General features: G+C 60.6%; 22 protein-coding genes and 1 tRNA gene. 5 read left to right on the top strand and 18 right to left on the bottom strand.

Annotated elements, in window-relative coordinates:
- Window positions 1-129: 129 nt before the first annotated feature.
- The 4 genes from GA0061103_RS28385 to tesB all read right to left on the bottom strand — a co-directional run bounded on the left by GA0061103_RS28385 (window position 130) and on the right by tesB (window position 5,919).
- Window positions 130-2,802: an FtsK/SpoIIIE family DNA translocase gene (locus tag GA0061103_RS28385; RefSeq protein ID WP_092717250.1), complete on the bottom strand. Its 2,673-nt coding sequence runs from the start codon at window positions 2,800-2,802 to the stop codon at window positions 130-132.
- A 273-nt stretch (window positions 2,803-3,075) separates the two neighbouring features.
- Window positions 3,076-4,443 (bottom strand): ammonium transporter, encoded by a 1,368-nt coding sequence (locus GA0061103_RS28380; protein WP_092717248.1) that lies wholly within the window; start codon window positions 4,441-4,443, stop codon window positions 3,076-3,078.
- Between the two features lie 27 nt (window positions 4,444-4,470).
- Window positions 4,471-4,821 carry a P-II family nitrogen regulator gene (locus tag GA0061103_RS28375; RefSeq protein WP_015341499.1) on the bottom strand — a complete coding sequence of 117 codons (351 nt, stop codon included), beginning with the start codon at window positions 4,819-4,821 and terminating at the stop codon, window positions 4,471-4,473.
- A 213-nt stretch (window positions 4,822-5,034) separates the two neighbouring features.
- Window positions 5,035-5,919 (bottom strand): acyl-CoA thioesterase II, encoded by an 885-nt coding sequence (gene tesB / locus GA0061103_RS28370; RefSeq protein WP_092717246.1) that lies wholly within the window; start codon window positions 5,917-5,919, stop codon window positions 5,035-5,037.
- A gap of 83 nt (window positions 5,920-6,002) precedes the next feature.
- Between tesB and GA0061103_RS28365 the strand changes: the two genes are divergently transcribed.
- Window positions 6,003-7,217, top strand: a complete 1,215-nt coding sequence (locus tag GA0061103_RS28365; RefSeq protein WP_245304895.1) for a ubiquinone biosynthesis hydroxylase — start codon at window positions 6,003-6,005, stop codon at window positions 7,215-7,217.
- 41 nt (window positions 7,218-7,258) lie between these two features.
- Here the strand turns inward: GA0061103_RS28365 and GA0061103_RS28360 are convergent, their stop codons facing one another.
- Window positions 7,259-8,137, bottom strand: a complete 879-nt coding sequence (locus GA0061103_RS28360; protein ID WP_092717240.1) for a LysR substrate-binding domain-containing protein — start codon at window positions 8,135-8,137, stop codon at window positions 7,259-7,261.
- Window positions 8,138-8,371: 234 nt separating this feature from the next.
- Here GA0061103_RS28360 and GA0061103_RS28355 point away from each other — a divergent pair, with 234 nt between their 5' ends.
- A complete protein-coding gene (locus tag GA0061103_RS28355; RefSeq protein WP_245304894.1) occupies window positions 8,372-9,616 on the top strand; it encodes an MFS transporter in 1,245 nt (414 codons plus the stop codon).
- A 14-nt stretch (window positions 9,617-9,630) separates the two neighbouring features.
- Here GA0061103_RS28355 and GA0061103_RS28350 read toward each other — a convergent pair whose 3' ends face one another.
- The 4 genes from GA0061103_RS28350 to GA0061103_RS28335 all read right to left on the bottom strand — a co-directional run bounded on the left by GA0061103_RS28350 (window position 9,631) and on the right by GA0061103_RS28335 (window position 12,362).
- Window positions 9,631-9,819 carry a Trm112 family protein gene (locus tag GA0061103_RS28350; RefSeq protein ID WP_037154712.1) on the bottom strand — a complete coding sequence of 63 codons (189 nt, stop codon included), beginning with the start codon at window positions 9,817-9,819 and terminating at the stop codon, window positions 9,631-9,633.
- A gap of 10 nt (window positions 9,820-9,829) precedes the next feature.
- Complete coding sequence (locus GA0061103_RS28345) at window positions 9,830-10,489, bottom strand: LON peptidase substrate-binding domain-containing protein (RefSeq protein ID WP_092717871.1); 660 nt, start codon at window positions 10,487-10,489, stop codon at window positions 9,830-9,832.
- A gap of 229 nt (window positions 10,490-10,718) precedes the next feature.
- Entirely contained in the window at window positions 10,719-11,693 is a 975-nt protein-coding gene (gene trxA, locus GA0061103_RS28340) for a thioredoxin (RefSeq protein WP_092717237.1), read from the bottom strand.
- A 159-nt stretch (window positions 11,694-11,852) separates the two neighbouring features.
- Window positions 11,853-12,362 (bottom strand): prolyl-tRNA synthetase associated domain-containing protein, encoded by a 510-nt coding sequence (locus GA0061103_RS28335; protein ID WP_092717234.1) that lies wholly within the window; start codon window positions 12,360-12,362, stop codon window positions 11,853-11,855.
- A gap of 244 nt (window positions 12,363-12,606) precedes the next feature.
- Between GA0061103_RS28335 and GA0061103_RS28330 the strand changes: the two genes are divergently transcribed.
- Both GA0061103_RS28330 and GA0061103_RS28325 read left to right on the top strand, forming a co-directional pair.
- A tRNA-Gly gene (locus GA0061103_RS28330) sits at window positions 12,607-12,681 on the top strand.
- Window positions 12,682-12,879: 198 nt separating this feature from the next.
- A complete protein-coding gene (locus GA0061103_RS28325; RefSeq protein WP_092717231.1) occupies window positions 12,880-13,521 on the top strand; it encodes a DUF1007 family protein in 642 nt (213 codons plus the stop codon).
- Between the two features lie 33 nt (window positions 13,522-13,554).
- On the opposite strand, the gene GA0061103_RS28320 is transcribed toward GA0061103_RS28325, so the two are convergent.
- Window positions 13,555-14,298 (bottom strand): phosphatase PAP2 family protein, encoded by a 744-nt coding sequence (locus GA0061103_RS28320; protein WP_092717229.1) that lies wholly within the window; start codon window positions 14,296-14,298, stop codon window positions 13,555-13,557.
- 494 nt (window positions 14,299-14,792) lie between these two features.
- On the opposite strand from GA0061103_RS28320, the gene GA0061103_RS28315 reads away from it, so the two are divergent.
- On the top strand, window positions 14,793-15,569 hold the full coding sequence (locus GA0061103_RS28315; protein WP_245304893.1) for a MipA/OmpV family protein: 777 nt from the start codon (window positions 14,793-14,795) through the stop codon (window positions 15,567-15,569).
- Here GA0061103_RS28315 and GA0061103_RS28310 read toward each other — a convergent pair.
- From GA0061103_RS28310 to GA0061103_RS28275, 8 genes are read right to left on the bottom strand one after another with little or no spacing between them, the layout of a single operon-like run.
- On the bottom strand, window positions 15,510-16,841 hold the full coding sequence (locus tag GA0061103_RS28310) for a class I SAM-dependent methyltransferase (protein ID WP_425349558.1): 1,332 nt from the start codon (window positions 16,839-16,841) through the stop codon (window positions 15,510-15,512). The two genes, GA0061103_RS28315 and GA0061103_RS28310, sit on opposite strands and share 60 nt — an antisense overlap.
- 8 nt (window positions 16,842-16,849) lie before the next feature.
- On the bottom strand, window positions 16,850-17,281 hold the full coding sequence (locus GA0061103_RS28305) for a DMT family transporter (protein WP_092717220.1): 432 nt from the start codon (window positions 17,279-17,281) through the stop codon (window positions 16,850-16,852).
- The gene (locus GA0061103_RS28300; protein WP_092717217.1) at window positions 17,281-18,429 is read right to left on the bottom strand and encodes a peptidogalycan biosysnthesis protein; all 1,149 of its coding nucleotides are present in this window, start codon (window positions 18,427-18,429) and stop codon (window positions 17,281-17,283) included. Before GA0061103_RS28300 ends, GA0061103_RS28305 begins: the two co-directional genes overlap by 1 nt.
- Window positions 18,410-19,225: an alpha/beta hydrolase gene (locus GA0061103_RS28295; protein ID WP_092717215.1), complete on the bottom strand. Its 816-nt coding sequence runs from the start codon at window positions 19,223-19,225 to the stop codon at window positions 18,410-18,412. Before GA0061103_RS28295 ends, GA0061103_RS28300 begins: the two co-directional genes overlap by 20 nt.
- Window positions 19,215-20,087: a fatty acid desaturase family protein gene (locus tag GA0061103_RS28290; protein ID WP_092717212.1), complete on the bottom strand. Its 873-nt coding sequence runs from the start codon at window positions 20,085-20,087 to the stop codon at window positions 19,215-19,217. The genes GA0061103_RS28295 and GA0061103_RS28290 overlap by 11 nt, the downstream gene beginning before the upstream one ends.
- Complete coding sequence (locus tag GA0061103_RS28285; protein WP_092717209.1) at window positions 20,084-20,437, bottom strand: DMT family transporter; 354 nt, start codon at window positions 20,435-20,437, stop codon at window positions 20,084-20,086. Before GA0061103_RS28285 ends, GA0061103_RS28290 begins: the two co-directional genes overlap by 4 nt.
- Window positions 20,434-21,387, bottom strand: a complete 954-nt coding sequence (locus GA0061103_RS28280) for an arginase family protein (protein ID WP_092717207.1) — start codon at window positions 21,385-21,387, stop codon at window positions 20,434-20,436. Before GA0061103_RS28280 ends, GA0061103_RS28285 begins: the two co-directional genes overlap by 4 nt.
- 4 nt (window positions 21,388-21,391) lie before the next feature.
- Complete coding sequence (locus GA0061103_RS28275; protein WP_092717204.1) at window positions 21,392-22,810, bottom strand: aspartate aminotransferase family protein; 1,419 nt, start codon at window positions 22,808-22,810, stop codon at window positions 21,392-21,394.
- Between the last annotated feature and the right edge of the window lie 3 nt (window positions 22,811-22,813).

The raw sequence follows: 22,813 nt of genomic DNA, 5'->3' as shown, positions 1-22,813 counted from the left end.
TCCTTCATGCTTCGTCCATGGCGCGCAAAATCGGCGTCTTCATGGCGCGGCGGCCCATGGCCGGTTGTGGACCGCGATCAAATTTCGCTGAACATTGGCTGGATACGCAATACCGGAAGACGGATCGCCTCAGCGATCCAGAATATCGGCCTCGGTCGGAACAAGGATTTCACGCTTCCCGGCATGATTGGCCGGACCGATCACGCCTTCCTGCTCCATGCGCTCTATCAGCGACGCCGCACGGTTGTAGCCGATGCCGAGGCGGCGCTGGATGTAGGAGGTCGAGGCCTTGCCGTCACGCAGCACGATCGCAACCGCCTGATCGTAGGGGTCTTCCGAATCGGAGAGGTTGGACGTACCTGCCGGGCCGTGGCCATCTTCATCCTCGTCATCATCGGCGGTGATGGCATCGAGATATTGCGGTGCGCCCTGCGTCTTCAGATAGGCGACGATATCCTCCACCTCGCCATCGGAGACAAAGGGGCCGTGAACGCGCTGGATCCGCCCGCCGCCGGCCATGTAGAGCATGTCGCCCATGCCGAGCAGCTGCTCGGCGCCCTGCTCGCCAAGGATGGTGCGGCTGTCGATCTTCGACGTCACCTGGAAGGAGATGCGCGTCGGGAAGTTTGCCTTGATCGTGCCGGTGATGACGTCGACCGACGGGCGCTGCGTGGCCATGATGACATGGATACCGGCGGCACGCGCCATCTGCGCCAGGCGCTGCACGGCACCTTCGATATCCTTGCCGGCGACCATCATCAGGTCCGCCATTTCGTCGATGATGACGACGATGTAGGGCATCGGCTTCAGGTCGAATTCTTCCGTCTCGTAGATCGCCTCGCCGGTCTGGCGGTCGAAGCCGGTCTGCACGGTCCGGCTGATCGCTTCACCCTTTGCGACGGCCTGCTCGACGCGCGTGTTGAAGCCGTCGATGTTGCGCACCCCGATCTTCGACATCTTCTTGTAGCGCTCTTCCATCTCGCGGACGGTCCATTTGAGCGCGACGACGGCCTTCTTCGGATCGGTGACGACGGGCGACAGAAGATGCGGGATACCGTCATAGACGGAAAGTTCCAGCATCTTCGGATCGATCATGATCAGACGGCACTGCTCCGGCGTCATGCGATAGAGCAGCGACAGGATCATGGTATTGATGGCGACCGACTTGCCCGAACCGGTGGTGCCGGCGACGAGCAGATGCGGCATCTTGGCGAGATCGGCGATGACGGGTTCGCCGCCGATCGTCTTGCCGAGCGACATGGCAAGCTTCGCCTTGGAGGTCTCGAAATCGCGGCTGGCGACAAGCTCGCGGAGATAGACCGTCTCGCGCGTCGAGTTCGGCAGCTCGATGCCGATGGCGTTGCGGCCGGGAACGACGGCTACGCGGGCAGCGATCGCGCTCATCGAGCGGGCGATATCGTCGGCAAGGCCAATGACGCGGGAGGACTTGATGCCGGGCGCCGGCTCAAGCTCGTAAAGGGTGACGACCGGACCGGGGCGGACATGGATGATTTCGCCCTTGACGCCGAAATCCTCCAGCACGCCTTCGAGCATGCGGGCATTCTGCTCGAGCGCATCGGCCGAAAGCGTCGCGTCGCGGGCAACGGCCTTCGGCTCGGCCAGCAGGTGGACGGCAGGAAGCTGGAAACCATAGGGGCGAATGAAGGAGGTCTGCGCCTCGCGCTCAGCCCGCGCGCCGGGCTTCGGGCGGGGCGCGGCAGGAGTAACGCGATGGCCGGCTACGGCTCCCTTCGCGGACGCGGGGGCTAGCGGCCAATCCTCGTCCTCGTCGTCAGGCAGGATATCGGCCGGACGACGCGGATCGCGATCATAGATCGAATCCTCGTCTTCATCCTCGTCGTCGCCAAGGCTGATCGATGGCGCGGACACGACACGGCGTGCGGCCGGGCCATCCATCGACGGATCGAGACGATCACCGCGGGCCATCGGCGCCTTGGCGCGTACCGGCTCGTTCAGCGTACCGAATTCGTCATCGTTGAAATCATAAGGGGCGTCGAAGGCATGGTCGCGGCGCTTGCGCGGCCCCATACCGAACAGCCGGCGCAGGCGGGCCTGCGTGTTGTACCAGGCATGCATGACCGCGCCATAGGCCATGAAATTGGCGAGGAAACCACCCCGGTCGTCATCCTCGTCCTCATCGCCGACCCGGCGCGCACGGCTGCGGGTTTCCTCGTAATCGTCCTCATCACCTTCGTCTTCCACGAGATTTTCGCCGATGGCGCCGGAGGCGAAGAGCATGAGCCAAATGGCCGGAACGGCGAGAACCGAACCGATGATGATGGCCACCACACCGCTCGGATAGGTGCCGATGAAGAGAGCTGGAAGACGCAGAAGAAGATCGCCGACAACACCGCCGATACCGTTGGGGATCGGCCAGGTCGGCGGCGCCGGGAAGCAGGCGATGGAGCCAGCCGCGACGATGCAGCCGCCGAACCACGCGCCGAGGCGCGAAGGCACCCGATGAAGCTTGCGGTTGGTAATCAGCGCAAAGGCCCAGGCGACGACGGGCAGCATCGCCAGAACCGAAGTGAGGCCGAGCGACTGCATCATGATGTCGGCAAAAGCGGCGCCGGGAAAGCCGAGCAGGTTGGTCGGCGCATTGGCAGTTGCGTAGGAATAGCTGGGGTCCATGACGTTCCAAGTCGCCAGCGCCGCAACCGCAAGCGCCAACAGGAACAATATTGCGAAACCGGTCAGGCCCTTGACCTGACGCCAAACCACGCTCGAAAGCGATAAACGGTCGGGGCGACCGCTCAACGCCGCCGAATTGCTTCTGCCCATGATATCCAGCCCCGTTCCTGTCCAAAGCGCAAACGAATCGGTCTATGCCCACTCGCCGGCAGGTTAGCCATACCTAATCAGAGGAGGGTTAATGGCATGTTAACCATGCACGCCAACCCCTCGAATCGCCTGCCATCTGAAGAAAAATGGCTGTGCACAAACGAAAAGGGCCCGAACCGAGGTCCGGGCCAAGGGCGCCTATTTGCGATGAAATAGGACGCGACGGGATGTTAAGCGAAACCGGAGAGTTTGCTCCGGTTTCGCAAGCTCCGATCAGGAATTGTGGTAGGCGGCTTCGCCGTGCGAGGCGAGGTCGAGACCTTCGCGCTCGGCTTCCGGAGCGACGCGCAGGCCGATGATGACGTCGACGACCTTGTAGAGGATCGCGGAGCCGATACCGCACCACAGGATTGTCGTGACGACGGCGGTCAGCTGCACGACGACCTGGCTGCCCATCGTGACGCCATCGGCATAGCCGACACCGCCGAGCGAGGCGCTGGCGAAGATGCCGGTTGCGATGGCGCCGAAGATGCCGCCGATGCAGTGTACGCCGAAGACGTCAGCCGTATCGTCGTAGCCGAACTTGTTCTTCACGACCGAGACGAAGAAGTAGCACAGCGGCGAGACGATCAAGCCCATGACGATCGCGCCCATCGGGCCGGCGATACCGGCTGCAGGCGTGATGGCAACGAGACCGGCAACCATGCCCGAAGCGCCGCCGAGCATGGAGGCCTTGCCACGGGTGAAGGTTTCGACCAGCGACCAGGAGATGATGGCGGCTGCGGTTGCGACGAAGGTGTTGACGGTTGCGAGCATCGCGCCGCCGGAAGCTTCGAGGTTGGAACCGGCATTGAAGCCGAACCAGCCGACCCAGAGCATCGACGCGCCGACCATGGTCAGCGTCATGGAGTGCGGAGCCATCATGTCCTTGCCGAAACCGACGCGCTTGCCGACGAGAATGGCGCCGACGAAGCCGGCAATACCGGCATTGATGTGAACGACGGTGCCGCCGGCGAAGTCGAGTGCGCCCATCTTGAAGAGCATGCCGTTGGAATCCCAGACCATGTGAGCGATCGGGAAGTAGACGAAGGTCGCCCACAGCGCGCAGAAGAGCACGGCTGCGCCGAACTTGATGCGCTCGGCGAAGGCGCCGATGATCAGGGCCGGCGTGATGGCGGCAAAGGTCATCTGGAACAGCATGAAGATGAATTCAGGAATGACGACGCCCTTGGAGAAGGTCGCAGCCGTCGTCGAGGTCGAAACGCCCGACAGGAACATCTTGGCCGTGCCGCCCCAATAGGGGCTGGAGCCGCCGCCGAAGGCGAAGGAATAGCCGTAGAGAACCCAGAGGATCATCACGACCGCACCGATCATCGTGCACTGCATGAGGACCGAGAGCATGTTCTTCGCACGGACGAGACCGCCATAGAACAGCGCCAGACCCGGCACGAGCATGAAGAGCACGAGAATGGTGGAGATGAACATGAAGGCGGTGTCGCCCTTGTCCGGAACCGGGGCGGCGGCGGTCGCAGCGGCGGCAGCCGGAGCGGTCTCCTGCGCAAAGGCGATTGCCGGCGCAAGCAAGGCCGCGGAAAGCACGCCCACCCGTGTCAAGGCGGAGGAAAGCTTGGAAAATGACATGCAAATAACTCCCTGATCAGCCGTGTCTTACAGAGCTTCTGAATCGGTTTCGCCCGTACGGATGCGCACGGCATGGTCAATCGAATAGACAAAGATCTTGCCGTCGCCGATCTGGCCGGTCTTGGCGGCCGACGCGATGGCCTCGACGGCCTTGTCGACGGTTTCGGATGCGACTGCGACCTCGATCTTCAGCTTCGGCAGGAAGCTGACGGCATATTCGGTGCCGCGATAGATCTCGGTATGCCCCTTCTGGCGCCCGTAACCCTTCACTTCGGTCACAGTCAGGCCCTGGATGCCGACAGCCGTGAGGGCCTCACGGACCTCATCGAGCTTGAACGGCTTGATAATGGCCATCACAATTTTCATCTGGTTTCCCATCCTTTGTTAGCCTCGGCACGGAGCCGACTCTCCTTGCCGCCGACGAGTGTTTCTGCAGCGACTGGCCATACACATTCAAAGGACGTGCCAGATTCGTGACACATTTATAACGTGTTGAAATAAAACAGATTTATTGCACAGACCCAATAAAGCGGCATTTCTCGTCGCGAGAGCCGCACAAATAAAGTGCAAATTTATAAGTTTGCCGCTTATTTAATCATTTGCCTTTTTACGAATCAGGCCTTCCTGCGCCACCGACGCAATCAGGACACCGGATCGCGTAAACAGGCTGCCGCGCGTAAATCCGCGCGCGCCGGAAGCGCTGGGGCTTTCCTGGCTGTAGAGCAGCCAGTCGTCGAGCTTGAACGGGCGATGGAACCACATGGCGTGGTCGAGGCTCGCCACCTGGACGGTCGGATCCAGAACCGACGTGCCATGCGCATTCAAGGAAACATCGAGCAGCGTCATGTCGGAGAGATAGGCGAGCACGGCATTCTGATAGAGCCGGTCGTCCGGCACCGGCCCCGTCACCCGGACCCAGATGTTCTGCCGCTGGCTCGGCTGCGCGCGCGAAAAATAGCTCTCGATCGAAACGGGCCGGATCTCGATCGCCCGCTTGCGTTCCCAATAGCGGCGCACATTCTCGGGCGCATGGGCGAGATAGCGCTGCTTGACCTGCTCCTCATCCATCAGCTCCTCCGGCATCGGCACGTCAGGCATATCGCCCTGATGATCGAAACCGGGCTCATCGACCTGGAAGGAGGCCGTCAGCGCAAAGATCGCCTTGCCGTGCTGAACCGCAAGCACCCGCCGCGTATTGAAGCTGGAACCATCGCGCAGGCGGTCGACCTGATAGAGGATCGGAACCGAGGGATCGCCGGGCAGCATGAAATAGGCGTGCAGCGAGTGTGCGAAGCGATCACTGTTGACGGTTCGCTGCGCCGCCATCAATGCCTGGCCGATGACCTGCCCGCCGAAGACGCGCTGCCAGCCGACCTGCGGGCTGTTGCCACGAAACAGGTTCATCTCGATCGTCTCGAGATCGAGCGTCGCCAGCACGGTTTCCATCGGGGTGAGCTTCTCGGTCTCTCGCGACATTTTGCTTGAACTCCAATGGTAGGAACCACGAACAGGATGCTCTATATAGAGCAGGACGTGACAGTAAGACACAGGGAAGCGCTATGTTGGACATGCTGGTAGTGGGTGGCGGATATGTGGGTCTTGCCACAGCGGTCGCAGTCAAGCAGGCCGCACCCCACCTCGACGTCATGATCGTGGAGGCCGCGCCGGAAACCGCCTGGAAGAAGGACATGCGGGCCTCGGCGATCATCGCGGCGGCTTCGAAGATGCTTGACGTCCTCGGCGTCTGGAACGAGATCGCGCCGGAGGCCGAGCCGATCACCCGCATGATCGTCACCGATTCGCGCACCGGCGATCCCGTCCGCCCCGTCTTCCTCACCTTCGACGGCGAAGTGACTGAAGGCCAGCCCTTCGCCCATATGGTGCCGAACCTCACCATGGTCGGTGCTCTGCGTGGCGCCTGCGAACGCCTGGGCATTACGATCAAGCACGGCCTCAGCGCCACGGATTTCGTCACCGACGACAATAAGACCACGCTCACCCTTTCGGATGGCAGCACGTTGGAAACGCGGCTTCTGGTCGCCTGTGACGGCGTGCGCTCCAAACTGCGCGACATGGCCGGCATCAAGACGGTCAACTGGGATTACGGCCAGTCCGGCATCGTCGTGACAGTCGAGCACGAGCGGCCGCATGGCGGCTGCGCCGAGGAGCATTTCCTGCCCTCCGGCCCCTTCGCCATCCTGCCCTTGAAGAACAACCGCTCCTCGCTCGTCTGGACGGAGCGCACCCCCGACGCCGAGCGGCTGGTCGCCTCCGACGATCTCCTGTTCGAAGAGGAACTGGAGCGCCGCTTCGGCCACAAGCTCGGGACGCTCACCACCGTCGGCGAACGCCGCGCCTTCCCGCTCGGCCTGACGATCGCCCGCGATTTCGTTGCGCCGCGCTTTGCCCTTGCCGGCGACGCCGCCCATGGCATTCACCCGATCTCCGGCCAGGGTCTCAATCTCGGCTTCAAGGATGTGGCGGCGCTGGCCGAAACCATCGTCGAGGCCGACCGCCTCGGCCTCGACATCGGCTCGATCAACACGCTCGAACGCTACCAGACCTGGCGCCGCTTCGACACCTTCCGCATGGGCGTGACGACCGACGTGCTGAACCGGCTGTTTTCCAACGACAGCACGCCCTTGCGCATCGCCCGCGACTTTGGGCTCGGGATCGTCGACCGGCTGCCCAGCCTCAAATCCTTCTTCATCGGCCAGGCGGCCGGCACCACGGCAAAGCACAATCCGCGGCTGCTTGCGGGCGAGGCGATCTGAGGGACCGGGGTCGAATCGCCAATCTCTGAAGAGGAAACTCTCTATTCGAGGTTCCGCATCTCGGCATCCATCCAGCTGCAGAATTGCCGAACCGCTCTCGATTCCGAACGGCGCCGGTAGCGATACGTGCCGGTTTCGACCGGTTCGTAACCAGGCAGGTTTACCAGCGCACCCGATTTCATTTCCCGGCCCGTGAGGATGGTCGGCGCAAGCAGCACTCCGAGACCGGCGACGCAGGCATGAAGCGCGGCATCATCCGTATCGAAGGCATGGCCGAAGGAAAGATCTGCCGGCGAAAAATGGAACGCCTCGCACCAAAGCTGCCAATCCCAGTTGCCCACGCAGCATTGCAGAGCTGGAAGGCGCGGAACGGCAATCTCCCGATCCTCGACGTCTCTTGCCAGCAGGCCCGGAGAAACGACGGGACGGCGCAGGTCGCGCGCAAGGAATTCCCATCCCTCGGCGACTTCCCCGATCCGGAAATGGCGAATGCTGACATCGGAGTCGGGAACGGCCGGAAATCCGCGCGCGGAACTCGTTTCCACCCGGACACGCACCTGCGGGCAGAGAGCGCGAAAGCGATCCAGCGACGGGATGAGCCAGCGCAGCGCGAGCGATGTTGTGGCGTGGACGCTGATTTCGTTTTCGTCGCGATAGAGAGCCTCGGCCGAACGCTCGATGAGCCCGATCGCCGGCGCCACCTCCTGATAGAAGCGTCGCCCCACTTCGGTAAGAGAGACGGTGTTGTTGCCTCGGCGGAAGAAGCTCACCCCAAGCTCGTCCTCGAGCTTTTTGAGCTGGTGGCTCACCGCACCGGAGGTCACGCCAAGCTCAGCGCCGGCCCCCGTCAGGCTTCCGGTACGCGCCACGATCGCAAACACCCGGATGGCATTGAGAGAAACACGATGCCTTCCCTGCATGAATTTTCCTCAAGCTCCCCTCAAATTCCTCGTTTGAGCATCATACGAAAATCCAGCACAAGCAGAGGCGCAAAACACCTAGAACCGATGGTGAAGCTAAACCAAGTTATGTCAAATCCAAAGCATGGCTCCCGTGGAAAACAGCATTACTTTCTTTGCGCTTTGTCCGCTGCCCAACCTGCCTGTCTTCGGCATTTCGCCGGAAACAGATCCGCTCCCGTATAAAGGTCCCTGATGCCTCCCCTTCGACATCGCTACCGCGACCCGATCGCGCTTTCCGCGCCGATTGGCGGGATGCCGTTCCGCTCGCCCACAGCTCGTGCCGTTGCCGCGCTGTCGCTCACGCAGCTCATCGGCTGGGGCTCAACCTTCTATCTGCCGGCGGTGATTGGGCCTGCCATAGCTCGCGAGCTGGGCGTCGGCCTGCCCACGGTCATGGCGGGGCCAACGATCATGCTTGTTGTCATGGCGATGGTGTCCTGGCCGCTGAGCTCAATCTTCGAACGCCACGGCACGCGGCCGATCATGGCTTTCGGCTCTGCTATGGGCGCAATCGGCCTGCTGCTGATGAGCCTGGCCAACGGTCCGGTGTCCTATGTCCTGTCGTGGATCATTCTCGGCCTTGCCGGCGCCTGCATGCTGACGACGCCGGCGCAGATCGCGGTGAGCGAAGTTGCCTGCGAGAAAACACATCAGGCACTTGGGGTATTGATTCTGGCTGGCGGGCTGACATCGACCATCGTCTGGCCGACTACGGGGCTTCTCCAGGCGCAATGGGGCTGGCGCATGACAAGCCTGACCTATGCCGCCTTGATGCTGCTTGTCTGTCTGCCACTGCATTGGATCGCGCTTGCCCGCCACCCTAGGGAACGATCGATCGTGACAGCGACAGCCGAACCTAGTCCCATCGACAGGCCGAGCTTCACTTTGCTGGCTTTAAGCTTCGCCGCCAATGGCTTCGTGACATGGGGATTTGCCCTCACCATCATCATCCTGTTCGAGGCTGCAGGTCTCGATCACGCCAGCGCGCTGGCAGCGGCGGCCTTCATTGGTGTCGCCCAATGGGCAGGACGCATGGTCGATTTCCTCGGCGGTCGGCGCTGGTCGGGCTTCGTCACCGGCCTTGCGGCCGCTGCCTTGTTTCCGCTGAGCTTCATCGTTCTTCTGTTGACCAGCAATTTCGCCGGCGCCATGCTTTTCACCACACTCTACGGTATGGCGAGCGGCATCACTGCCGTCACCCGCGCCACGCTGCCATTGCAGATTTTCCCGGCCGGCACCTATGCCCGTGCATCCGCGCGGCTGGGCGTGCCGCTCAATCTTTCCTTTGCGGCAGCACCGCCGGTATTCACTGCCATCATGACGTCTGCGGGTCCGCATGCCGCCCTATGGCTGGCCCTTGCGATCTCGATCTTTGCCTTTTTTGCGCTTCTCGGCCTCTTCCTGCTGCATCGGCGAATGAGGCACGCATTGCGATAGAACCGAAAAAAGCCTCAGTCCTCGATGCGGCGCGCTTCCGAGATAAGCATGATCGGAATGCCGTCGCGGATCGGATAGGCAAGGCGTGCCTTTTCCGAGATCAACTCGTTCTTTTCCCGGTCGTAGCTCAACCGCCCCTTGGTCAGCGGGCAGACCAGCAGGTCGAGCAGTTTCGGGTCCACCTTGCTGACCGTGACATCCATCAGAAAATTCCTATTGCAGCAGCGAATCGGTGTCGCCGGAGCCGGCGAGCACGATCTTGACGATGGCGATGAAGGTTTCCGCCCGGGTCTTCAGGTCGGGCGCTTCGAGAAGGGCCTGTTTTTCGGCCGGATCGAAGGGCGCCATCATCGACAACGAATTGACCAGCATCATATTGTCCGCGCGCTCGACACTTTCCCAATCCGCCTCCAGCTTGTTGGCCTCCAGATAACTACGGAAAGCCGAAAGCAATGCCGGGCGATCGACCGTTCCTTCCTCGTGGTGGGATTTCAGGTCGGAGATGAAGGGCGTGATGCGGAAGGTGCGATAGGGCTGGTGGGCAGTGATTTCATCCATCAGCCGGAAACGGCATATGCCCGTCAACGCGGCGATATAGCGCCCGTCGCCGGTTTCGGCGATGGAGGTGATGCGCCCGAGGCAGCCGACATGCGTCAGATTGGACGACTCCGCCGGCTCTCCGAGCGCTGGCTGCACCATGCCGATCAAACGATTTCCGGCAATGGCCGCATCGAACATGGCAAGATAGCGCGGCTCGAAGATATTGAGCGGAAGCTGTGCGCCGGGCAGCAGCAGCGCACCGGACAGGGGAAAGACGACGACCGATTCGGGCAGATCGCCCGGCTTCAGATATCTGGCATTGCCGACTTGCATCTTTTCCATCCCGCTAGATCGTCGCGACACGCTGCGCGCCGCAGTGAGCCGCGCAGGAACGACACACATCGCGGTCATCGCCCCTTTTCGCGCCGCGTCACCGACAATGTGAGCCCGTCTGCCGAAAACACAAGAGCATTTTCAATGAAAACGCTGATGGGGTCATTTGCCGGATACATAGGACGGCCGTCTAACAAGCGATCGCCATGCCCTTAGGACAACTGGCCCGTTACGAAAACAGGATAGAGGAAAGCTTGCGCCGTGCCGCGATCGTGGCGGGGTCCTTGGCACCCCATACCTCGAAGAATTCCAGCAGCTGGCGGCGCGCGCCGTCATCGTCGTGGCTGCGGTCCTTGCGCATGACGGTGAGCAGATGCTCCGCGGCCTCCTCGCGCTTGCCTTCGACATTGCGGATCTTGGCAAGCTTGATGCGCTGCTCGTGATTGTCGGGATTGGACGCCAGCTCCTGCTCGATCGCCACGGGATCGCCGAGCTTGCGGGCCTCGTCGATCTGGTCGAGCTTCTTGACCACGGCCTGGATGCCGGCGTCGTTGGCAAGCGTCTCCGGCAGATCGGCCAGCGCCTCGCGGGCACGCTGGCTCTGGCCGGCGGCGATCATGCATTCGGCCATGCCGGCAAGCGCCTTGGCATTTTCGGGATCCGCCTGCAGCACCGCGCCGAAAAGCTCGGCCGCACCATTGATATCGCCGTTGGCAAGCAGGCCACCGGCTTCTTCCAGAACGGCGGCAATCTCGGCTGCCTGATCGTCGGCGCCGCCTGCGGGGCCACCGAGGCGATCGATGAACTGGCGAACCTGGCTTTCCGGAACCGCACCCATGAAGCCGTCAGCCGGACGGCCGTTGACGAAGGCGATGACGGCCGGGATCGACTGGATGCCGAGCTGGCCCGCAATCGACGGATGATCGTCGATATTCATCTTGACGAGCTTCACACGGCCCTGGGCTTCGGTGACGACCTTTTCGAGTACGGGCGTCAGCTGCTTGCACGGGCCGCACCAGGGCGCCCAGAAATCGACCAGCACAGGCTGGTTGCGCGACTCCTCGATAACGTCCTTGGCGAAGGTCGCCGTCGTCGTGTCCTTGATCGGCGAAGCTCCCGATGCAGCCGGCGCGGCGCCATAGGATGCCGTGGCCGACATCTGGCCGCCGAAGGAAGCGTTATAGGGATTGTTCGAACCGCTCATGAGTGTCTCCCGCCTGCCGGCATCCTTGATTTTGTGAGGAGCATGATCCCGGACGAACCCGTGAGGTTCACCCGGCAGCACGCTCAATGAAATGAGCCAAAGCGAGCGAACAATCCGAAGACAAGCCGCCCGCTATAATCTTAGCGCTAAAATCGTACGTTAGCTCGTCACTTTCAAGACTAGCGGCGTATGACCCGTCGCCTCCATGAAGCGCAGGAGATCACCGCTGGCAATCGATGTCGTCGCATCGTTCGACAAAGGATGGCAATTGACGATGTCATGCGCCATCAGTTCGGCGTCGAGGATGAAGGTGACGTTCTTCTCCGTATCGTTGATGGCGCCGAAGGCCGTGACCGAGCCTGGGATGACGCCGAGATATTCCATCAGCTTTTCCGGCTTGCCAAAGGAGACCTTGCTGGCCGCGCCGATCAGCGTATGCACGGTCTTCAGGTCGACGGTCGCGTTTTCCTCGACGGTCAGCAGGAAGAAATTATCCTTCTTGTCTTTGACGAACAGGTTCTTCGTATGGCCGCCCGGAATCTCGTCGCGCAACGACACCGATTCGGCAACGGTGAAGACCGGGGCGTGATCCTTGGTGCTGTGGGTGATGCCAAGCCCGTCCAGAAAGCGGAAAAGATCGTCGCGGTTTTTCGGGCTGGTCTCGGTCATGGCGTCTCGCAATCAAGAATGGTCCGCCCCTGATACGTCGCCCACAATTTCATTGCAATCTTCGAGACGACAAAGCCCGGCGTTTCCGGGCTTTCCGACGGCTCACGAAAAGAAGATGCAATTTTTCTTCGCGAACTCGTCATTTCCCTGTTGCATTTGAAAAATGGTTAGGCCATATAGCGCCCGTCGCCGCAAGACGACGCCCAGCGGTCCAACACACTACCCCGGATCGCGACGGGAATGAGCGGGTGTAGCTCAGGGGTAGAGCACAACCTTGCCAAGGTTGGGGTCGAGGGTTCGAATCCCTTCGCCCGCTCCAGTTTCTCAAGTCTTTCTGCAAAGAAAAGAAGTCACGGCTCAGGCCGGGGCTGGTATTTTGCCGAAAAGGCAAATTGCCGTATTCCTGTTTCCTTCCCTTGCATCTATGCCTTGCCCATGTGCGCAGGGTCTCAAATCAGTCTCATTTGACGTTCAGGTCTGCGCATCGGATAGACGGACGGAACGCGGTATTGCTCGCATGAAAACAAAGATTTCCCTGCTGGTTGCGATCCTGTCGCTTCTGCCCGTTCCCGCACTTGCCCATCCGCACATCTTCATCGATGCCAAATTCGAGGTCGTCTCGGCGCCCGACGGCTCCATCAGCGAGCTGCGCAACGTTTGGAGCTTTGACGAGGTGTTCACCTCCTCCGTACTCATGGATTACGGCAAGAGCAGCAACCAGGCGCTGAGCGCGAGCGAGCTCAAAGCGGTCGGCAAGACGGTCCGGGATTCCCTGGCGCAATATGGTTACTATACGAACGTCACCAGCAACGGCAAAGCGGTACCGATGGCCAAGCCGGACGCGATCCAGGCCGACTATAAGGATGGTTCGCTGACGCTGACCTTTTCGCTGAAGCCCGAACAGAAGACCTTCCTCAAGGGAACCACCATCTTCGGGATCTACGACAAGACGCTCTATACGGCGGTGGATTTCGCCAACGACAACGATATGACCACATCAGGACCAGCCTTCGGCCGCTGCAAGCGCAAGGTGGTCAGGCCCAATCCCAAGGAAGTCATGGCGGAGAACCAGGCGGCGCTGACCAGTATGTTCTTCAGCGATCCGAAGGGCACGGATTATTCGCTGCTTGTGGCAACGCGCCTCGAAGTTCAGTGCTGATTCCGCCTCCGGGACTTCTGCCTAACGCCAAATTCACTCCAACGGCACTGCATCGCTGCGCGCGCCACCGCCATCTCTAGAAAACGATATATAGCGGCGAGCGATGATCCAGCAGGCGAGCGCCCAGGTCGCGCCGGCGCACCAGCCGCCGAGGACGTCGGTCGGATAATGGACGCCAAGATAGATCCGGCTCGCACCGATCATCAATGTCAGCAGGATGCCGGCCGCGACCGTGAAGACACGTGTCGAGCGATAGGTTCGCGTGCTTGAGATCAGCGCGGCAAGGGTCAGATAGGTCACGGCGGATACCATCGCATGGCCGCTCGGAAAGCTCAGATCGTGAACCTCGACCAGATGCGGTACGATATCCGGCCGCGGCCGCGCGACACCGACTTTCAAGGCCGCGCTCAGCGCCCATCCGCCCAGCACCGAAGCGAGGATGAAGATGGCGATGGCGCGCTGCCGGTCTAACAGCAGATAGATCGTCACCAAGGCCGTCATCAGCGCAAGCACGGTCGTCCCGCCGAGGCTTGTGATGTCCTTGACCGCATGGGTCAGCCAACCAGGCCCGATTGGAACAGAGAGATCGCCAGACTGACGAAGCGCCAGCAGGATCGCCTCGTCGAATCCCTTCGTGCTGCCTTCGAGCACCTCTCCTGTGAGGTAGATGAAAAGAAGAATTCCGCCCGAAAGCGCGGCGAACATCACAAGCAGCAAGGGCTCGTAGCGGTTCAACCATCCAGGGATACCCGATATGCCTAACGGCCGATCCTTCATGCGCTAAAACCCGCCTTGCCTGTTCTCATGTCGTTTCGTGCACGATCAAAGCCCGATATTGGGCAAATCCTATCTAGGAATAAAATGTGCGGGTTCCAACCGACCAAAGCCGGGATGATATGCTCGGTGGCGCGTGCGCTTCAGGTTCGTGACATAAAATGTCTCTATCGTAACGGGAATTTATGGCAGTCACTGCGGTAGCCACGACGGTATGTGGCTGGCTTCACTTTCTGCCTAGGGATGGTTCATGGGGCGTTAGCAATGAATGGAAGGCGAGCCGCGCCTTTGTTTCCACAAGCAATGCAGAAGCGTTCAGGCCCCAGGCTAGACGCCGTGTTTGCTTTCAAATTTTCCGCTATTTTCCAAGCCGCAAGCTGTGCTAGTAGTGCTGCAGGGGCGATCAGGCATCAGGTGTTGTCAGAGTGTTAAATGTTGGGACATCTTTCTCCGCCCGGCTGTCTGCGCTGGCCGGAACGGGGCTGCTGGCAGCATTTATGGTCGGTATGTTTCCCGCCTCTTCCAGAGCGGACGATACTCCCAAATCCTCATCCAATACCTGGGTCGTGACGCTCGGAGCCACCGTTGAGTACGGCCCCAGCTATGAAGGCTCGAAGCACTATACCTTCGGCGCCCTTCCCTCCTTCGACGTTCATCGTTTGGGTGATACGCCGGAACACAGCGCCCCGGACGACAATTTCGACTATCAGCTTTTCGATCTCGGCGGCCTCGAAATCGGCCCCGTGGTCGGCCTGCGGGATGACCGCTTCGATCTCAATGATCTGCACCTGCAAAGCCAGCGCAGGGTGCGTTGGAATTTCGATGCGGGCGGCTTCGCCCAATATTGGCTGATGGAAAATCAGCTCCGGTTCCGCACGGAAATACGCCAATCGCTTTGGGGCGGTGATGGTCTGGTGGGGGATTTCGCCCTCGACTGGTTCCAGCCCGTCGGAGACAAATGGCTGCTGTCAGCCGGCCCTCGCCTGTCGATGGCCAATTCAGTGTATATGCGCACCAACTTCGGCATCTCGGAGAGTGAAGCTGCGAGACATGGCCATATCAATGCCTTCGATGCCGGTGCCGGTGTGAAATCGGTCGGCTTCACCGTGGCTGCGACCTATACGATCTCCCCGGAATGGAGCGTGCAGGTCTATGAGAAATATAACCGCCTGGTGGGCGATGCAGCCGACAGCCCGATTACCTCGCGCTTCGGCTCACCCGACCAGAACATCATTGGCTTCACGCTGAACAGAACCTTCAACATCAACTTTTGAGGCGCTCTTCGCCTCATTCTCGGCGATGTAGTTGCGCGTCAGCGGAATGATGTCGTTGCGCTTGGCGATCTGGATCTGGAAAACGACGAGATCCTCGTAGCGGAAAGCGGCCTCCGCCGTCGAAAGATAATATTCCCACATCCGGCAGAAACGCTCGTCGTAAAGCTTGGCGGCATCGTCCCAGCGCGCCATGAAGCGCTCCCGCCACGCCTCGAGCGTCTTGGCATAATGCAGCCGCAGCACTTCGACATCGGTGATGGCAAGTCCGGCCGCCTCGATCTCAGGTACGATTTCGGAGAGTGCCGGAATATAGCCGCCCGGAAAGATGTATTTGTCGAGCCAGGGCGTGGTGAAGCCAGGGGTCGCCGAGCAGCCGATGGTGTGCAGCACCATGATGCCGTCATCCTCGAGCAATTCAGCGCATTTGCGGAAGAAGGTGCGATAGGACGCGAGCCCGACATGCTCGAACATGCCGACGGAGACGATCCTGTCGAAGCGGCCTGTCAGGCTGCGATAGTCCCTCAGCGCAAACTGAACCTCTGCCGGCGTTCCGCCCGCCCTGTCGGCGATGCGCTTCGAAGCATACTCGTGCTGCTCCTCGGAAAGGGTGACGCCGAGCACATAGCCGCCCGGTGCCTGCTCCGCCACATGCAGCGCCAAACCGCCCCAGCCGCAGCCGATATCGAGAATGCTGTTGTTCGGCTCGATCAGCAGCTTGGCGGCAAGATGTCGCTTCTTGGCAAGTTGCGCATCATCGAGCGATTGGTCCGCATGCTCGAAATAGGCGCAGGAATATTGCCGGTCCGGGTCGAGGAAGAGCTCATAGAGCCGGCCATCGAGGTCATAGTGATGCGCGACATTGGCCTTCGAGCGCCCAGGCAGATTGCGGTGACGGAAAATCCGCAGCTTCGTCCTGAGGTGATCGATGATGCGGGCAATAAGGGGATGGGTGGTGTTCTGCCCCTCCCTCAGCATCATCGCCACGAAATCGTAGAGCGTCCCCTGCTCTACGATGAAGCGCCCATCCATGAAGAGCTCGCCCAGCCGCTTGTCGGCATCGATGAGGAGCGCCCATTCGGCACGATCATCGGTGAAACGGACATGGACCGGCTCGCCGGTACCGTCGCCGAAGGTCAGCACACGACCGCTTGCCGTCGTCACGGTCAGCGCGCCACGCGTGACGATGGAGGAAAGTCCGCGTTTCACACACCAGTCGACAAGGCTGGAGAAAATGGCGGGGGTTTTGCCCTTCGGGCGGTTGTCAGCTTGCATATTGGACATCACCTATCCTTGCCGGTCCCCGTACGCAGTTCCTCCTGCTTCGGCTCCAATTCCTCATGATGCTCCTTCGTCTCGACACCCGCGCCTGCAATCAGCCAGACACCCGTCAGGATCAAGCCGCTGCCGACCATCTGCAGGGCGACCACCCGCTCGCCAAAGACGAACCAGCCGGTCGCGACGATCAGCACATAACTGATGCCCGTCAGCGGGAAGGCGCGGCTGAGATCGAGTTCGGCCAGTACATTCATCCAGATGAAGAAACCGACGATCTCGACGGCAATAGCCACCAATATCCATGGAGAGGAAAGGGCCTGCAACAGCCAGGCTTGCATACTCGCATCGTGCAATTGTCCGGCGCCAAGCTTGATGAGGACCTGGTACAGGGTGCTCAGCACCGGCACGGCAAGCCAGAAAAAACGCATATTGGGCATTACGCATCCGCCTCGTCTGTCGAGAACAGCGGCGATACCAGTCGCAGCACACTTTGAAGCAAGGGATTGCGATGGTGGAAATACATCGCATTGGCGGTCAGCTTGCTGCCGAGGCGCACCTTGTTTGCATAATGGGCCTGCCCGCTCTGATAACGGCTCAGGCCGTTCTCCAGGCAATAGCGCAGATTGGTAAACCAGCTGATGAAATAGAGATTATAGGGCCGTCCCTTTTCCCCATCCATGCAGAAGAACTTGTCGATGGCCACGCGCCCGTCATGCACGATCAGATTAGCGGCAAGCAGCTTGTTCTCGACGAAATAGAAGGCGCAGAAGGAGCGGCCGGGCATATGGGCGAGAATGCCCTGGAAATAGGCAGGCGTCAGCTCCTCGAACTGCCATTCGCTGCGATTGCGCGTGTCATGATAGAGCGCCATCACCTGAGGCAGGAACTCGCCGAAATCCGTCCGCATCTCGACCCTGACCTGGTCGAAGGATTTCATCTTGCGGCGCATATCCTTGCGGGTGCCGGCCGAAAGCCTGGCGAGATATTCGTCGATCGTCTTGAAATCGATGTCGAGCCATGCCGTCGGAAGTCCGCCGATCGAGGCATAGCCGCGTGCGGCAAGCAGATCGCCGAACTCCGCCGAAGCCTGCTCCGGAATGTCCTTGAGACCGATCAGCGCGCAACGCTCCGTCGCGGCGACCTGCTCGAAGAAGGACAACATCTCCGTCAGCAGTGTGCGACGACGCTCCTGCGAGATGTCGGGATGAAAGCCGATCGACCCGGTCTCGGTGCAGGGCGATCCCAAACATGCAAGGCGCAGCTTGAGAAAACCCGGAAAATATCGCTGCACGCTGCGCACGGACCGGCGCAGGAATCCCTCATCCAGCGTCGTATCGAGAGCGTAGAGACAGAGAAAGGCCGGCATGGCGACGCTCACGCGCCCACCTTCCGTAACGGTGATATAGCGCCATTCGAACCCTTCGAGGCCGGCTTCCTCGATCGCTAGCAGGCAATCGTAGTCCTCGACGTCGCTCGGGAAGCACGCGTTCCATGCGTCGCGACCGATGGCGCGGATACTGAAGTGAACTTCGGCCACCGGCTCCCCCATCGGCTGTGGCACGATTTTAAGCAGCGGCTGCGACATGACGCGCCTCGAAGAAGTCGGCCGTGAAATCGGCCACCTGCCGATGCTGCCGGTCGACATGGATCATGTGATAGCTGTCGGTGATCCATTTCAGCTCATGCGGAGCACCGATATGCTCGGAAATATAGCGCGCATGCTTCGGGCTGGCGAGATCGTCGTCTTCGGCATGCAGGATCAGCGTCGGCGTCTGCATCTGCGGCAGCAGGCTGCGAAGCGTCTTGCCCAGCCGATGCATCTCGACCAGGCCCTTGCCGGGGAATTTTTCCAGAACCCCTTCGCTCGCCATGCCTTCGATCAGCCGGCGCATGCGCTCGTCCTTGATCCCGAGCGACGTCGTCTCGCTGAAGCTCAGCCGATCGAGGAACGGAACGCGCGACAGCCAGCCGATCTGCGAGGCCAGCAGCGGATAGTAGAAGGGAACGTCCCAGCCGTCATAGCTGAAGCAGGGGGAGTAGATTGCGACGGCACTGATGGTCTTCTTCTGCTGTTCGGCAGCCAGCATGGCGAGCTTGCCACCAACGCAGATACCGGCGGCGAAGACCTCCTGCGTTCTGGATGCCAGCAGCTCCGATGCCTCGACGACCGAGGCAAGCCAGTCTTCCCAGCGGGTCTGGCGCAACGTCTTCGCATCGACGCCGTGGCCGGCCAGCAGTGGCGCATAGACGCTGTAGCCCTTGCGGTTCAAATGCCGAGCCACCAGCTTCATTTCGGCAGGCGCGCCCGTGAGGCCATGGACCAGAAGGACGCCCTTGCCATTTGAGCCCTCCATGAAGAAGCTCAATTCATCAGCTTTCATGAGATAGCTCCGACTGCCGGTTTTCCTTGGCCATGAAGCCAAGCGCATGGCAGGTGCTGATCACATGCGTGCCGTTCTTTTCCTGCTCTTCCTTGATCTGCTCGTGCAGCGCCGGAAGCTTCGTCCAGTGGGTGCGGGGACGATAATGGTGCTCGGCGTGATAGCCGTTGCCGAACCACAGCCAGTTATAGAAAGGCTGGTGGCTGGAAACACCCCATGCGATCGGCTCGTCCGGATCACCGTTCAGATGCTCGTAATAGCCGTTCAGCGACGACAGGCAATTGCCGATATAATAGAAGGGCACGAAGAACAGAACCGCCTTCCAGTCGTAGATCAGCGCGAGCGCGGCAAGCCCCAGAAAGAAATAGAGCTCGAACCGTCCCCAGGCAGCATCGAACGGACGGTTGCGGGCAATGGCCTTGTGAATATCGCCGAGACTGTCGCGGAAGAAGCTCAGGAACGTATAGGACCAGACGTTTTCCGGTTGGCCGTCGCGGCCATAGCGATAGATCGACAGCATGTCGATCGTCTCGCCCTTTTCGTTCGGACGGTCGCTGTTGCCCGAATGATGGCGCATATGCACCCAGTGATAATAGGTCTGCGAAAAGCCGATCGCGACCGACTCCAGGAGGCTGAAGCCGTAGTTCATCCAGCGCGGCTTGAAATAGGGCGTGTGGATGAAGTTGTGCGATATGCTGTTGATGTTCCAGGAGATCGAAACGGCGTAGAGGCAGCCGAGAATGGCCGAGAGCCAAAGCGGCCGGCTTTCGAAGCCGACGATCAGATAGACGTCGAAGGCGAGATGGGCGACGGCGGCAAGCACCGGTGCCAGGTCCCATCGGGTGTGCGCAAAGATTTTCATAGTCCTGTGACTCCCACGCAAACCACACCGGCGGTGACGAGAAACACGCCCGTCGCGTGGCGCAGGTTGATGTTTTCCTTGAAGATGACGGCGCCGGCGAGCACGATGACGACATAGCTCATCGCCATCAGCGGGAAAGCGATCGTCAGGGGCACGTGCTCCAGAACGGCCGTCCAGGCGAAAAGCTCCACGGCCCAGAGCAGAATGCCGAGCCAGGTGACCGGTTTTGCCAGCGCCTTGAGGGGGGCGTTCCCACTGGCCGATTGCTTGAAGCAGACTTCGCGGGCGGTTTCCGCGACCACGCAGAACAAGATGAGCCCAAGCATGGGAAGTGTCAGGCTGCCAGTCATTGCATATACTCCGCCAGCACCTCCAGCAGGGCGTGATTGGCCGCGCTGTTGATATTCCTCATTGTTTCGGCACCCTGCCGCATACGCGGCTGATCGATGAAGATCTCCGCGCGCTTCATGAACTGCGTCCGAAGGCTGCCAGCATAACTCGGAGTTGAATAATCCCCGATGACATCCGCGCCGATGATACGGTGACGGCTGCCGATTTCGCTGATCAGAGCCAGGAGATAGGGCAGCCGCATGCGGCCCTGATCCCAATTGGTAACGGCATCATCGGCCGCCAGCACGTCCTTGTCGATCGTAACATAGACGGCCTCGGTGCGAATGCGGCTGAGCATGTGGTCGATGAAATTTTCCTCGCCGATCTCGACGATCGATTTCCAGTGCAGCGCGCCTCTTTCCTGCCGGTAGCTGGCACCGGTGCCGTAATCGGCCACCACGCGGCTCGGCGGATGTTCGTAAGGATAGAGTTCCAGCTTGCCGTCGCCGAGCCAGTGCAGATTGGCGCCCTTGCGCTCGGGACTGCGAAGATCATGGCTGCAGACGCCGATCGTGATGACCTTCTGGATGCAGGGGTTGACAAGGGCGCGATTGACCCAGGAGCCGCAATGCATGCCGCCGTCGAATTTCACCCAGTCCGGATGGTTGTCGAAATGGATCAGCGTGGCCGCACCGGATTGTCGTTCGAGTGCGCCGTCGAGCAGCAAGGCCGTGACATGGTGGAAGTCGCCGGAACCCATGAAGCACAATTGCGGATCCTTGCCGGTCGTCGGCCTGTTCTTGACGATCTCGCGACTGAGATCGTCAAGGGCACCCTGCTTGCTCCACAGCCGAACCTGTTGCCCCGCATTCTTGCCGAAATACTGGTGCGCGCCAGCAAACTTGCAGGCGCGCACAAAGTCAGGCTGCAACTCCAAAGCATCATCGAGATGAAGAAGCAGCAGTTGCACCGTCTTATCTCCGGGCAGCGCGCGTCAGAAGCTGATCGAGAAGCGCAAGCGCCAGATCGATCTCTTCGCGGGTGATGAGCAGGTTGGGAGCAAGCGTGATGACGTTCTTGTGGTAACCGCCGACATCGAGCACGAGGCCGTAGGTCTTGCCACCGACCTGGAGGTCGCCCTTCATGCCTTCGTCGCACATCCAGTCCAACGTCGCCTTGTCCGGCGTGTAGCTGTCGTCCTTGCAGATTTCCATGCGCAGGGCGAGACCGAGACCATCGACCTCGCCGACGGTGGCATGGCGCTTCTGCAGCTGCTTCAGCCCGTCGAGGAAATGCGCGCCCTTCTCCATGATTGCCGCACCGAAATCCTGCTCTTCCAGCATCTTCATCGTTTCGAGCGCAACGGCAGTGCCCATTGGGTTGCTGGCGAAGGTCGAATGCGTGGAGCCGGGCGGGAAGATCTCCGGATTGATCATCTCTTCACGGGCCCAGACGCCGGAAAGTGGGTTGAGGCCGTTGGTGATCGCCTTGCCGAAGATCAGCGCATCCGGCGAAACGCCGAAGTGCTCGATCGACCAGAGCTTGCCGGTGCGGTAGACGCCCATCTGGATTTCGTCGACGACGAGCAGGATGCCGTGATCGTCAAGGACCTTCTTCAGTTCGACGAAGAAGTTCATCGGCGGAATGACATAGCCGCCCGTGCCCTGGATCGGCTCGATATAGAAGGCGGCATATTCGGACTTGCCGGCCTTCGGGTCCCAGACGCCGTTATATTCGCTCTCGAACAGGCGGGCGAACTTCTGGACGCAATAATGTCCGTATTCTTCCTTCGACATGCCCTTCGGGCCGCGGAAGTAATAGGGGAATTCAACGAACTGGGCACGATCGCCGAAATGGCCGTAGCGGCGGCGATAGCGGTAGCTCGAGGTGATTGCCGAGGCGCCGAGCGTGCGGCCATGATAGCCGCCTTCGAAGGCGAACATCAGGCTCTTGCCGCCCGTATAGTTGCGCACGAGCTTCAGGGAATCCTCGACGGCCTGCGAACCGCCGACGTTGAAGTGCACGCGGCCCTTATGGCCGAACTTGCGCTCGGCATCCTGGGCGATCAGCGCGGCAAGCTCCACCTTCTCGCGATGCAGATATTGCGACGCGACCTGCGGCAGCCGGTCGAGCTGGCGATGGGCGGCTTCGTTCAGGCGCTCGTTGCGATAGCCGAAATTGACGGCGGAGTACCACATCTGCAGATCGAGGAACGGCGTTCCGGTCCGATCGTAGACGTAGGAACCTTCGCATTCTTCGAAGAATTTGGGCTTGTCGGTGTAGTGAACCGTATCACCATGGGAGCAATAGAGCTCCTCGAGGGCGCGCAATTCCTCTTCGGAGCGGACGGACTCGGTCTCGCCGCTGAAGGCTTCGGCTACATTCGTTTTCATTCA

The organism is Martinezella multihospitum (assembly GCF_900094585.1).
Lineage (GTDB): Bacteria > Pseudomonadota > Alphaproteobacteria > Rhizobiales > Rhizobiaceae > Rhizobium > Rhizobium multihospitium.
This window is presented reverse-complemented; position numbering and strand designations above follow the sequence as displayed.

Coding starts and splice junctions, on each gene's coding strand:
- GA0061103_RS28385 (WP_092717250.1), bottom strand. CDS start 2,802: ATGGGCAGAAGCAATTCGGCGGCGTTGAGCGGTCGCCCCGACCGTTTA.
- GA0061103_RS28380 (WP_092717248.1), bottom strand. CDS start 4,443: ATGTCATTTTCCAAGCTTTCCTCCGCCTTGACACGGGTGGGCGTGCTT.
- GA0061103_RS28375 (WP_015341499.1), bottom strand. CDS start 4,821: ATGGGAAACCAGATGAAAATTGTGATGGCCATTATCAAGCCGTTCAAG.
- tesB (WP_092717246.1), bottom strand. CDS start 5,919: ATGTCGCGAGAGACCGAGAAGCTCACCCCGATGGAAACCGTGCTGGCG.
- GA0061103_RS28365 (WP_245304895.1), top strand. CDS start 6,003: ATGTTGGACATGCTGGTAGTGGGTGGCGGATATGTGGGTCTTGCCACA.
- GA0061103_RS28360 (WP_092717240.1), bottom strand. CDS start 8,137: ATGCAGGGAAGGCATCGTGTTTCTCTCAATGCCATCCGGGTGTTTGCG.
- GA0061103_RS28355 (WP_245304894.1), top strand. CDS start 8,372: ATGCCTCCCCTTCGACATCGCTACCGCGACCCGATCGCGCTTTCCGCG.
- GA0061103_RS28350 (WP_037154712.1), bottom strand. CDS start 9,819: ATGGATGTCACGGTCAGCAAGGTGGACCCGAAACTGCTCGACCTGCTG.
- GA0061103_RS28345 (WP_092717871.1), bottom strand. CDS start 10,489: ATGCAAGTCGGCAATGCCAGATATCTGAAGCCGGGCGATCTGCCCGAA.
- trxA (WP_092717237.1), bottom strand. CDS start 11,693: ATGAGCGGTTCGAACAATCCCTATAACGCTTCCTTCGGCGGCCAGATG.
- GA0061103_RS28335 (WP_092717234.1), bottom strand. CDS start 12,362: ATGACCGAGACCAGCCCGAAAAACCGCGACGATCTTTTCCGCTTTCTG.
- GA0061103_RS28325 (WP_092717231.1), top strand. CDS start 12,880: ATGAAAACAAAGATTTCCCTGCTGGTTGCGATCCTGTCGCTTCTGCCC.
- GA0061103_RS28320 (WP_092717229.1), bottom strand. CDS start 14,298: ATGAAGGATCGGCCGTTAGGCATATCGGGTATCCCTGGATGGTTGAAC.
- GA0061103_RS28315 (WP_245304893.1), top strand. CDS start 14,793: ATGGTCGGTATGTTTCCCGCCTCTTCCAGAGCGGACGATACTCCCAAA.
- GA0061103_RS28310 (WP_425349558.1), bottom strand. CDS start 16,841: ATGCAAGCTGACAACCGCCCGAAGGGCAAAACCCCCGCCATTTTCTCC.
- GA0061103_RS28305 (WP_092717220.1), bottom strand. CDS start 17,281: ATGCCCAATATGCGTTTTTTCTGGCTTGCCGTGCCGGTGCTGAGCACC.
- GA0061103_RS28300 (WP_092717217.1), bottom strand. CDS start 18,429: ATGTCGCAGCCGCTGCTTAAAATCGTGCCACAGCCGATGGGGGAGCCG.
- GA0061103_RS28295 (WP_092717215.1), bottom strand. CDS start 19,225: ATGAAAGCTGATGAATTGAGCTTCTTCATGGAGGGCTCAAATGGCAAG.
- GA0061103_RS28290 (WP_092717212.1), bottom strand. CDS start 20,087: ATGAAAATCTTTGCGCACACCCGATGGGACCTGGCACCGGTGCTTGCC.
- GA0061103_RS28285 (WP_092717209.1), bottom strand. CDS start 20,437: ATGACTGGCAGCCTGACACTTCCCATGCTTGGGCTCATCTTGTTCTGC.
- GA0061103_RS28275 (WP_092717204.1), bottom strand. CDS start 22,810: ATGAAAACGAATGTAGCCGAAGCCTTCAGCGGCGAGACCGAGTCCGTC.